Source organism: Domibacillus indicus, from assembly GCF_023715895.1.
Lineage (GTDB): Bacteria > Bacillota > Bacilli > Bacillales > Domibacillaceae > Domibacillus > Domibacillus indicus_A.
This window is the reverse complement of the sequence record NZ_JAMBOO010000004.1, coordinates 68,737-79,883: the sequence shown is the minus strand read 5'-3', so window position 1 is coordinate 79,883 and position 11,147 is coordinate 68,737. Positions and strand designations below refer to the sequence as shown.

10 protein-coding genes are annotated in these 11,147 nt (G+C 45.3%); 8 read left to right on the top strand and 2 right to left on the bottom strand.

Features of this window, described 5'->3' with window-relative positions:
- Positions 1-155: 155 nt before the first annotated feature.
- The 5 genes from M3221_RS09275 to M3221_RS09255 all read left to right on the top strand — a co-directional run bounded on the left by M3221_RS09275 (position 156) and on the right by M3221_RS09255 (position 5,943).
- Positions 156-1,238, top strand: coding sequence for a DNA alkylation repair protein (locus tag M3221_RS09275; protein ID WP_251271756.1), 1,083 nt, complete (start codon positions 156-158; stop codon positions 1,236-1,238).
- Positions 1,239-1,449: 211 nt separating this feature from the next.
- The gene (locus tag M3221_RS09270; RefSeq protein ID WP_251271754.1) at positions 1,450-2,139 is read left to right on the top strand and encodes a response regulator transcription factor; all 690 of its coding nucleotides are present in this window, start codon (positions 1,450-1,452) and stop codon (positions 2,137-2,139) included.
- A complete protein-coding gene (locus tag M3221_RS09265) occupies positions 2,136-3,143 on the top strand; it encodes a sensor histidine kinase (protein ID WP_251271219.1) in 1,008 nt (335 codons plus the stop codon). Before M3221_RS09270 ends, M3221_RS09265 begins: the two co-directional genes overlap by 4 nt.
- A 99-nt stretch (positions 3,144-3,242) precedes the next feature.
- Complete coding sequence (locus M3221_RS09260; protein ID WP_251271217.1) at positions 3,243-4,004, top strand: ABC transporter ATP-binding protein; 762 nt, start codon at positions 3,243-3,245, stop codon at positions 4,002-4,004.
- Positions 3,994-5,943, top strand: a complete 1,950-nt coding sequence (locus M3221_RS09255; protein WP_251271215.1) for an FtsX-like permease family protein — start codon at positions 3,994-3,996, stop codon at positions 5,941-5,943. Before M3221_RS09260 ends, M3221_RS09255 begins: the two co-directional genes overlap by 11 nt.
- Positions 5,944-5,995: 52 nt before the next feature.
- On the opposite strand, the gene M3221_RS09250 is transcribed toward M3221_RS09255, so the two are convergent.
- On the bottom strand, positions 5,996-6,577 hold the full coding sequence (locus M3221_RS09250; protein ID WP_251271214.1) for a Fic/DOC family protein: 582 nt from the start codon (positions 6,575-6,577) through the stop codon (positions 5,996-5,998).
- Entirely contained in the window at positions 6,561-6,734 is a 174-nt protein-coding gene (locus M3221_RS09245) for a Zn-dependent hydrolase (RefSeq protein WP_251271213.1), read from the bottom strand. The genes M3221_RS09250 and M3221_RS09245 overlap by 17 nt, the downstream gene beginning before the upstream one ends.
- A gap of 245 nt (positions 6,735-6,979) precedes the next feature.
- Between M3221_RS09245 and M3221_RS09240 the strand changes: the two genes are divergently transcribed.
- The 3 genes from M3221_RS09240 (at position 6,980) to M3221_RS09230 (ending at position 11,114) form a co-directional block, all read left to right on the top strand.
- Entirely contained in the window at positions 6,980-8,371 is a 1,392-nt protein-coding gene (locus tag M3221_RS09240; RefSeq protein ID WP_251271212.1) for an amino acid permease, read from the top strand.
- Between the two features lie 315 nt (positions 8,372-8,686).
- The gene (locus M3221_RS09235) at positions 8,687-9,754 is read left to right on the top strand and encodes a sulfite oxidase (RefSeq protein ID WP_251271210.1); all 1,068 of its coding nucleotides are present in this window, start codon (positions 8,687-8,689) and stop codon (positions 9,752-9,754) included.
- A gap of 133 nt (positions 9,755-9,887) precedes the next feature.
- Entirely contained in the window at positions 9,888-11,114 is a 1,227-nt protein-coding gene (locus tag M3221_RS09230) for an NAD(P)/FAD-dependent oxidoreductase (protein WP_251271208.1), read from the top strand.
- The last annotated feature ends 33 nt before the right edge of the window (positions 11,115-11,147 follow it).

The following is an 11,147-nucleotide window of genomic DNA, read 5'->3' as shown; positions in this document are numbered from 1 at the left end:
TTACCTTATCCGTTTCCTGCTGGTGATCATTCATCATAAAAAAGACCTTATACAAGCAGAAAAGACTGCAATCCGCTATGGTTTGCCAGGATTCACACACGAAACAAACATACATTCGTGCATATGTTATACTGGCAGAAAGGAGCTGACGAATGATGGCAGATTTAAAAGATATATACAATAATGACTTTATCGATTCATTAGCCAATACGCTTGAGCGGGCTGACTTGTCCTTTAACCGAAAAGCATTCTTAAACTGTGTGTATCAAGAAGAATGGGAGTCTCTGGCTCTTAAACAACGTGTTCGCCAGTTATCGACTGCGATGTATGTGGGGGTCAATAAATCTTTTCCAGAAGCGCTCCCTGTGCTGCTGGATGCAGCTCCTCCGTTCAAACAGCTGGAAGGACTTGTATTTCCGGATTATGTAGAGCAGTATGGGCTTGCCTTCTGGGAAAAATCGATGGACGCGCTTGCCCGGTTAACCGTATACTCCACTTCTGAGTTTGCCGTCCGGCCTTTTCTGTTGCAGGATCAAGAACGCATGCTTTCTCAGATGATGAAATGGACAAAAAGCAGCAATGAACATATACGCCGGCTCGCAAGCGAAGGCGCCCGCCCGCAGCTGCCATGGGCACAGTCGATCCCAGCTTTTAAACAAGACCCCGCCCCGCTTTTTGCGCTGCTTGAGCCGCTTATGCAGGATGATTCACTGTATGTACGAAAAAGTGTCGCGAACCATTTAAATGATATTTCAAAAACACACCCTGACCTTGTTATTGAGTTTATCCGCCAGCGGTATGGACAGCATCCTTATACCGACTGGATCCTGCGCCATGCCGCCCGTACATTGCTCAAGCAGGGAAATGCGGATGTCCTCCGCCTGTTCGGTTATCCAGACAGTGAGCACGTTTCCGTTCAACGGCTCACCCTTGAAAAACAGACAGTTGTGATTGGCGAGTCCCTGCATTTTTCAGTAGAACTCCATGCCGCACTCGATACAAAAGTACGAGTTGAATATGCGATTGACTATATGAAAAAAAACGGCCGTCCAAGCCGGAAAGTATTTCAGCTTTCAGACACTCACCTTGCAGCCGGACAATCCAAAGTAATAGTCCGTACCCAATCTTTTCGTGATATGACAACTCGCAAGCACTATGCAGGTGAACACACTCTTGTCATTCTCGTAAACGGAATCTCAAAAGAAAGTATGACTTTTCAGGTTACAAAATACACATGAACAATTGGACTATTTTTCCTTTTTTACTTTTTATCCTGTAAATATAGAAGCAAGTGAATCTCTAATTGAAGGAAACGGAGAAACCATATCGTTGCAGAATGAAAGCAGGTGAAGGATCCCCACGCCATTCGTTCCGTTTAAAAAAACATTCAACTGCCCGCCGCTTTTCGATACAATAAAAGAAAGATAATTGGAAAAGTGTGGTGATTATTTGTTTAAACTGCTGCTGATTGAAGATGATGAAACGCTGTTTAAAGAAACGAGGGAACGACTGACGCAATGGTCATATGATGTTTACGGGGTTACCGATTTTGGACAGGTGATGAAAGAATTCACAGCTCTAAAGCCTGATTTGGTCATTATTGATATCCAGCTGCCGAAATTTGACGGCTTTCATTGGTGCCGAATGATTCGTACCCATTCCAACGTGCCGATTTTATTCCTGTCTTCACGCGACCACCCGACTGACATGGTCATGTCTATGCAGCTTGGAGCGGATGATTTTATTCAGAAGCCGTTTCATTTTGACGTACTGGTTGCCAAAATACAAGCCGTGCTGCGGCGTGCCTACAATTACAGTACTGCCCCGTCCCTTCTTAAAGCCTGGTGCGGTGCTACAGTCGATTACGATAAAAACCTTCTTCAAAATGAGTACGGGTCAGTCGAACTAACGAAAAATGAAATGTTTATTTTAAAACAGCTCATTGAACAAAAAAACAACATTGTCAGCCGGGAAAAGCTGATTAAAAGTCTGTGGGACGATGAGCGGTTCGTCAGCGACAATACATTGACGGTTAATGTGAACCGGCTGCGAAAAAAGCTGGATGAACTCGGGATCGGCCATTTTATTGAAACAAAAGTCGGCCAGGGGTACATGGCAGTTGAAGAGGAAAGCGTATGATCGGAGCCTACATAAAAGAACGGCGCAGCTGGATTGGTTTTTTTCTCGTTCAGCAGCTGCTTTTGGTTCTGGTCGTATTCGTCGATACAACCATTCCCTTTTCATCTATTTTATATGTAAACTTCCTGTCTGCCCTTCTTTTCCTCGTTTTCTTCTTTGTCCGCCTTCAAAAAGAATCGGCTTTTTACCGGGAGCTGCAGGAACGGGACACCTCACTGGACGGAGAACCGCTGGCTGAGGCAGAAAGCCCGTTCCAAAAAATCGTTCACACGTACTTCACAAAGCAGGTTGAACAGTATAAACAGGAGGCTTCCCGCCACCGGACAGAGCTTGAACAGGAAAAAGACGATCTGATGTCCTGGGTTCATGAAGTGAAAACCCCTTTAACCGCCATGCATTTAATGATAGACCGGATAGAGGACGAGAGGATGAAAGCGCAGCTTACGTATGAATGGCTGCGCGTTCATCTGCTTTTGGACCGGCAGCTGCATCAAAAACGGATGCCATTTATTAAAAATGACTTGTACGTTGAGCACGTGGCGCTGGAGCCGCTCCTATTTACCGAAATACGGTCTCTCCAATCCTGGTGCCTGCAAAAAGGCATCGGCTTTGATGTTGAGATAACCGGTCCGCCCGTACTGAGCGATGCGAAATGGCTGGCGTTTATTTTTCGGCAGCTGCTGACAAACGCAGTGAAATACAGCGATTCAGGTGATATTATGATTCGCAGTATCCAAAGAGGAAATCAAACAGCCGTTGCAGTTACCGACTTTGGCCGCGGCATTTCGCCACAGGATCTTCCACGTATTTTTGATAAAGGATTTACGGCAACCGGCAGCTTTCATCAAAACGATTCTGCCACGGGGATGGGACTTTATTTAGCCAAAAAAGCGGCTGATTCTCTATTAATTGAATTAGAAGCCGTTTCCCATCCCGGCTCTGGCACAACCTTTACACTTACATTTCCTGAGCCGAATGCGTTTGTCCGCCTGACAAGCATGTGACGAAAATGTCACATGCTTTTGCTTTTTGTTCGTCAAATGAAAGGACTTTCTCCTCTCCTCTTTTTACAATAAATGTATCAATTAAAGGAGTGAATCGATATGAGTATGTTAAAAGCGGCGAAGCTTCGCAAAAGCTACGGAAACAAATTCAATCGCCAGGAAGTGTTAAAAGGCATTGATATCAATGTGGAAAAAGGCGAGTTCGTCAGCATCATGGGTGCATCCGGTTCAGGTAAAACAACGCTTTTAAATGTCCTGTCCTCCATTGACCAGGCAAGCCAGGGAACGATCTGGATTGACGGCCATGAAATGACTCAGATGAAAGAAAAAAAGCTGGCCGAGTTCCGCAAGCACCACCTTGGCTTTATTTTTCAAGACTATAACCTGCTCGATACATTGACGGTCAAAGAAAATGTCCTGCTGCCGCTGACGATTGTTAAAACCGGCCCAAAAGAAGCGACAGAGCGGTTTAATGTCATTGCCAATGAGCTTGGCATCTATGAAATCCGGGATAAATATCCGAATGAGATTTCCGGCGGGCAAAAACAGCGGACATCCGCAGCACGGGCATTTATTCATGAACCGAGCATGATTTTTGCAGACGAGCCGACCGGTGCCCTTGATTCTAAATCGGCCTCTGACCTTTTAAATAAATTAACGACACTTAATAAGAAACGAACCGCTACGATTATGATGGTTACGCATGATCCGACCGCGGCAAGCTTTGGAAGCCGGGTTATCTTTATTAAAGACGGACAAATGTATACCCAGCTTAATAAAGGAGAACAGTCAAGGCAGACTTTTTTCCAGGACATTATGAAAACGCAGGCTCTCTTAAGCGGGGTGCAGCATGAGCATTAATGGTCTGATTCTCCGAAATTTAAAAAAGAATGTAAAAAACTATTATTTGTACGTGTTTGCTCTCGTGTTCAGTGCCGCGCTTTACTTTGCGTTCGTTACACTTCAGTATGATCCAGCGATGGATGAAGCACAAGGCAGTATGAAAGGAGCTGCGGCTATTCGGACGGCTTCTATTCTTTTGATTGCCATCGTGACGGTTTTTCTTTTGTATGCCAATGCCATTTTCATTAAGCGCCGCAGTAAAGAAATTGGGCTCCTGCAGCTGATTGGGCTGACGAAAGGGCAGATTTTCAAGCTGTTAAGTGCCGAAAACCTGCTGCTTTATTTCGGCTCCCTCGTGATCGGCTTGTTTGTCGGATTTGCCGCTTCAAAGCTCGTCACGATGATTTTGTTTAAAATAACGGGTGTAGACGCTGTGGCTTCCCTATCTTTTTCATCACAGGCACTTTTACAGACCTTGATTGTCTTTACGATGATTTATGGATGTATTTTGGCCGTGAACGGGCTGTTTTTAAAGCGGCAAAATATTTTATCCCTCTTCCGGGTGACAGGTACAAGAGAAGAAAAAGGTAGACGAATTTCCATCTGGGAAATTTTCATTGGGCTTCTTGGTATTCTTTTTATCGCAGCCGGCTACTTTGTTTCCTCTAAATTATTCGGCGGCGATTTTAGTTCGATGAACGAGCTGTTTGCGGCGATGGCGTTTATTCTCGCTTCGGTCATTATCGGAACTTATTTGTTCTATAAAGGGTCTGTCCGTTTTCTGTTTCATCTCGTCCGCAAACGGAAAAATGGCTATTTACATGTGAAAGACGTGCTGTCGCTTTCTTCTATTATGTTCCGGATGAAATCAAACGCCCTCATGCTGACGGTTATTACAACGTTGTCGGCACTAGCGATTGGCCTGTTGTCACTCAGCTACATATCGTACTACTCGGCGGAAAAATCAGCCCAGCAGCAGGTGCCGAATGATTTCGTCGTTCCAGACGACCAGGAGGCCGCAAAGCTGAAGCAGGCGTTTGACGCAGAAAATATTGCCTATGAAGAGAAACGGGTCGAGGTTGTACAGGCAGTAGTGAATACGTCTGATATTCTCAGTACTAAGCTGGATGAAACAACGTTTGATGCGGATAAAATGCAAATGCCCATCATTAGCGATAAAAGTGTAAAAGGCATGGACCTGTCGCCAGATGACACTCTTTTTTCCGGTTATGTAGATATGCTCAGCAAGGTGATGCCGCTTGAAGATTCAGGTACTATTGAGCTGCTTGGCAAAACAGAAACCATTCCGCAAAACTATATCGGGCTTGAGCGGGACTTCCTGCTTCCGTACACCTTTACAAGCGGCGGCCGGCCGACTGCCGTTGTGGATGATACGGTATTTCACCGCTTAAAGCAGGACGCCGACCCAGCTCTTCAGTACGGTACTTCTCTTTATATTGGACTGGATGTAACCGACGAATCGCAGCTGGACAAAGCGAATGACGTATTCTCTCAAGGATATTACAATCCGCCTTTCGGCACACAGCTTTCCCAGGCACAGACAGCCGAGACCCAAAAACAAAATATGGGGCTGATAATGTTTGTCGTTGGCTTCCTGGGCTTAACGTTTCTCGTGACCTCCGGCTGTATTTTATACTTTAAGCAAATGGACGAAAGCGAAGAAGAACGAGGCAGCTATACCATTTTACGCAAGCTTGGCTTTACGCGCGGTGACCTTGTGCAGGGTATCCGCATCAAGCAGTTTTTCAGCTTCGGTATTCCGCTTGTGATTGGCCTTTTGCATAGCTACTTTGCTGTACAATCCGGCTGGTTTTTCTTCGGAGGCGAGCTGTGGACACCGATGCTTATTGTGATGCTTTTATATACGGTGCTTTACTCAGTATTCGGTATTCTGTCCGTTCTCTATAGCAAAAAAGTCATCAAAGACGCGCTTTAATATTATAAAATCCTGCTCTGAAAATCAGAGCAGGATTCTTCCATTCTTTCATCTATTTTATATGAGCAAGTGTTTTTTCAAAAATTGACTCCAGACCTGATGAATCGGTTACCGACTGGATCATCGCCTGCATATATTCATCATAGTCAAGCTTTTCGTAAGCCCATTCGAAACCGAAACGCTTTGCATAATGAAATAAAAAAATCCGGGCCGTCCGGCCATTCCCCTCGCGGAACGGGTGCAGCATGTTTAATTCGGCTTTGTAATAAGCGAGACGTTTGGCCGCCTGGACCGTCGTCAGCCCCTGCAGCGAATCATTCGTTAACTCATTGAAAATGTGAGCGGCCATGCTGCCCAGGTAAGAAGCATGGCAAAAAACCGTCGTTCCTTTTGAAATGTTCACGTTCCGGTATACGCCGGCAAACGGATAAACATCTTGAAACAGAAAATGATGAAGCTGTTTAAATTCCTCTTCCGTAAAATGCTTCAGGACGAAGCCGCCTCTTTCCATTTGAGCAGCGCGTACGGTAAACGCAAAAGCTTCGGCGCTGCTCAGTTCCTCCAGCGTTCTTGCGCCGATTACATTGTTTTGAAGCAGATACTCGTCGTTGAGCCCGTCAAAGTACTTTCCCATGAAATTGTTCCTTGATCGATTCACTTGTAATGTCTTTTTTTGAATTTACCAGCTGAAGAGCCCTTTCCTGCAGGTGTTTGCTCAGCTCTAAATTTTCAAGAGACAAGTTTTTTAAAATGCGGTTAAATTCCTTTGATGTTGCGCTTAGCTTTTTCACTTTTTCACAACCCGCCATATCCAGTTTATTTCCTTCTATTATACCACACGCACTACTCTCCAGCATGCGGCTGAGCCGGGTATAAAACTTTGACAAATTTCGACAAAAAAAGACGTTTTCACTTGCCTGAAATATTGATAACGCTTACTATTTGAAAATATCTTACTATTTAAAAAAAGCAGTTGACCTATGCGGCAGAAACCGTTAGAATCTTTACATGTTTGTAGAAAGAATGAGGGTTAAGCGTGAAAAATACAGTATTTAGAAAGAAAAGTGTCGAATCGTTGTTAGGGAAAAATGGCCCTGGGCAGCTTCAGCAGACGCTTGGAGCGTTTGATCTGACGTTGATGGGTATAGGTGCTATCGTCGGAACAGGAATCTTTATCCTTCCCGGAACAGTAGCTGCTACCCACGCTGGACCGGCTATCATCTTTTCCTTTGTCGTTGCTGCAATTGTTTGTGCTTTGGCAGCTATGTGTTATTCAGAATTTGCCTCAGCTGTACCGGTAACGGGCAGTGCGTACACATATAGCTATATCGTCTTTGGAGAATTGGTCGCCTGGCTTGTCGGCTGGGCATTGGTATTGGAGTATGGATTGGCTGTGGCTGCGGTCGCAACCGGATGGTCTGCTTACTTCTCTACGCTTTTAGAAGGATTTAATATTCATCTGCCAAAAGCGATTTCAGGTTCCTTTAATCCGGCAGAAGGAACGTACGTCAACGTTCCAGCCGTGGCGATTATTTTCATTATTGCCATTCTGCTGTCGCGGGGTGTGAAAGAATCTGCCCGCTTAAATCAGGTGATGGTATTCGTTAAAGTGGCAGTTATTTTGCTGTTTATCTTTGTCGGCGTATTTTATGTAGAACCTGCCAACTGGCAGCCGTTTATGCCGTTTGGCGTGGGTGGCATTATGACCGGTGCTGCACTCGTATTCTTTGCGTATTTAGGATTCGATGCCGTATCATCTGCAGCGGAAGAAGTGAAAAATCCGCAGCGGAACATGCCAATCGGGATTATTGGTTCCCTGTTCGTTTGTACACTGCTTTACGTATCTGTTTCACTTGTCCTGACAGGCATGACGCCTTATACGACGTTAAATGTAAGCGACCCGGTCAGCTTTGCCATGCAGCTTGTCAACCAGGACTGGGCAGCCGGTGTGATTTCACTCGGTGCCGTTATCGGAATGATTACCGTTATTCTTGTAATGATGTATGGCGGCACGCGTCTTCTTTATGCGTTCAGCCGCGACGGCTTGCTTCCGAAAATGCTTTCTGAAGTCAATCCGATTTCCAAAACACCTGTGAAAAACACATGGGTTTTCGCCATCATTATCGCGTTTTGTGCAGGCGTTACCCCGCTTTCTAAACTGGCGGAGCTTGTCAACATGGGTACGCTCGTTGCGTTCACGATCGTTTCACTCGGTATTTTGTATTTGAGAAAAAACAAAAACATTCCATCCGGCGGCTTTAAAGTACCGTTCTACCCGGTCTTGCCGATTCTTTCTTTCTTTTTGTGCTTGTTCCTTATGACCCAGCTTTCCGGTCTTACATGGATCGCATGCGGCATCTGGTTTGTCATCGGTCTGTTGATTTATTTCGCTTATGGCCGCAGACACAGCACGTTGAATACAAAATAAGAAATACAAAAATGCATAACAGTCTGGCCTTGCAGCTTAACCGCTGCAGGCCGGGCTGTTTTTTTATATCCCTCTTTTCCTCCGGAAATAATGAAAGGAAAAACGAGCGGGTAAGATAAAGGCTGGATTTAAAGTGGCGGTTTTTACGTAAAGACTGTAAAAAGAGAATTGTAACCGTAGCCGAACTCTTTATAAGAGTTCGGCTTTTCATTTCTCCTTTAAGCTCCCTGCTTGTCACAATCGATGAATACAAATAGCTTAATGAAAAAGTGCGCGGCATATAGATAAGTGACTACTTTTCACGAGGAGGAACTTATGTTTAATGCGAAAAAGCCTGCAGCTAAGCCCTATTTGCGGACGCATCGCCTGCAGCCGGAAAACCAGGAAGCACCCGTTCAATTTTTCAAAACCGACACGGTACCTGATCCATTGTTTTACCGGCGGAACCATTTTTCTTATCCTTCCCTTTCCTACTCTAACTACTGGCTCCCTTTAAACGGATGCGTGGCTAAACCTGCCCTTCTTTCCATACAAGACCTTCTTCATCTTCCATCTAAAACGGTTCAAGTTGTGCTGGAGTGCTCAGGGAACAAACGAAGTTTATTCCATCCTAAAGTATTCGGTGAGCAATGGGAAAAAGGAGCGATCAGTCAAGGTATATGGAAGGGTGTTCCGCTGCGCCTTCTGCTTGAAAGAGCCAGAATGAAAAAAGGAGCGAAAGAAGTAATAGTGGAAGGGTATGACTATGGAAAAAGAACCGACTCAAATAAAGTGTATACGTATGCCAGGAGTTTACCTATCGAAAAGGTCCTTCACCCTGATACCCTCATTGCTTATGAATATAATCATCAGCCGATTCCTTTTAAGCACGGGTATCCATTGCGGCTCATCGTTCCACAATGGTATGCGATGGCTTCCGTTAAATGGATCAAACAAATCACGGTTATAGACGATCACTATAGAGGTCCTTTTCAATCCGTCGACTATGTGTATTATCCGCACAAAGAATCAAACAAAGATGCGTTCCCCGTTACCCATATCAATGTCAATTCGACGATTCAAAAACCGCTGAATATGGATATCTTAAACACCGGAACGCATATGATACGAGGAATTGCCTGGACCGGCAAAGGCGTGATCACAAAAGTAGAAATCAGCTTCGACCGCGGGCAAACATGGCTGACGGCAAAAAAGGAGCCTGCCCAGACGGGCTATGGATGGGTTTCCTGGTCATATGAATGGAAAGCACAGAAAAAAGGAGAATACACGATCATGTCAAGAGCGGTTGACTCCTACGGACGAACACAGCCGGCCTCCCCGTTTTGGAACCGGAAAGGCTACGGATACAATGCCATTGATCAAATTGAAGTGAAAGTCGAATAATGAACTGCTTACAAGTCAATAGAGCAGATTCAGCGGGTGCTTTCTGCTCTATTTTTTATTACATATACGTTGTATGGACCTGAACAGGTTGGAAATAGTAAGAGTATCGTTTTTTACACGCAGGAGGAAACAAATGAACTTACATTCTGGAACGTATTACTGGCCGGCCACTTTCCCTGATGCCCCGTCCTATCCTTCTCTGGATCAGGATCTTAACTGTGATGTCTTAATTATCGGAGGCGGAAGCTCTGGTGCTCAGTGCGCTTACTACCTTGCTTCCCACCGTTTGGATGTAGTGGTGGTGGAAAAAGGAAAAATCGGCTTCGGCAGCACGATTACGAATACAGCCCTGATTCAATATTCAGGCGAAAAAATGTTTACAGACCTGATTCATACATTCGGAGAAGAATATATCAGCCGGCATGCCCGCTTGCTGAAAGAAGCCATTGATGAAATCGAAGAAGCCTCCAAAACGGTCGACCTTGATTTTGAATTCAGCCGGCGAGACACTTTATACTCCGCCAGCTCCAAAGAAGACGTTTCACCCTTAAAGAAGGAATATGAATGGCTGAAGCAGCAAGGCTTTAAACTGGGTTTTTGGGATAAGGACAAAATTGAAGCTCACTATCCGTTCAGCCGAGAAGCCGCGATTTATTCTTACGACGATGGCGAACTGAATCCATTTAAATTTACCCACGCCCTGCTCGGGTGGGCAGCAAAAAGAGGCGCTGAGGTTTACGAAGAAACAGAAGTGAATGGCCATCATTACGACCGTGAGCAAAAACGCATGGTTGTGTCGACAAAAACGGGGCACTCGATCCGGGCACGCCGCGTTATTTTCGCAGCGGGATATGATGGAATAGACGTGAAAAAGGAGAAAAAAGCTTCTTTCGTAAGCACCTATACTGTTACAACCAGCCCGGTCGATGACTTATCCGCCTGGCATAACCGTACGCTGATTTGGGAAACCGCCCGTCCCTACTTGTACCTGCGGACAACAGCGGATAACCGGATTTTGATCGGCGGTCTCGATGACAATACAACGTATCCCGAAGACCGTGACAGCAAGCTGGTGCATAAAAAGAAAAAGCTGATTGAGGAGCTGGAAACATTATTCCCGGGCCTGAATGTAAAGCCTGAGTATTATTCCACGGCTTTTTATGGAGGAACGGTCGATGGTCTGCCGATTGTCGGCCGATACGATGATTACCCGGACAGCTACTTTTTATTCGCCTTTGGCGACAACGGAACTGTATACAGCCAGCTGCTCGCTAAACTGATTGCCGAGGATATACGGGATGGCCACAGTGCTGATTTAGACCTGTACCGGCAGGATCGGCCCCTGCTTGGGAACCAATAAAAAAAGGAGCGGCTCCGCTCCTTTTTTTATTGG

Bases quoted from the DNA above. Each gene is read 5' to 3' on its own strand.
- M3221_RS09275 (WP_251271756.1), top strand. From the start codon at position 156: ATGGCAGATTTAAAAGATATATACAATAATGACTTTATCGATTCATTA.
- M3221_RS09265 (WP_251271219.1), top strand. From the start codon at position 2,136: ATGATCGGAGCCTACATAAAAGAACGGCGCAGCTGGATTGGTTTTTTT.
- M3221_RS09260 (WP_251271217.1), top strand. From the start codon at position 3,243: ATGAGTATGTTAAAAGCGGCGAAGCTTCGCAAAAGCTACGGAAACAAA.
- M3221_RS09255 (WP_251271215.1), top strand. From the start codon at position 3,994: ATGAGCATTAATGGTCTGATTCTCCGAAATTTAAAAAAGAATGTAAAA.
- M3221_RS09250 (WP_251271214.1), bottom strand. From the start codon at position 6,577: ATGGGAAAGTACTTTGACGGGCTCAACGACGAGTATCTGCTTCAAAAC.
- M3221_RS09235 (WP_251271210.1), top strand. From the start codon at position 8,687: ATGTTTAATGCGAAAAAGCCTGCAGCTAAGCCCTATTTGCGGACGCAT.
- M3221_RS09230 (WP_251271208.1), top strand. From the start codon at position 9,888: ATGAACTTACATTCTGGAACGTATTACTGGCCGGCCACTTTCCCTGAT.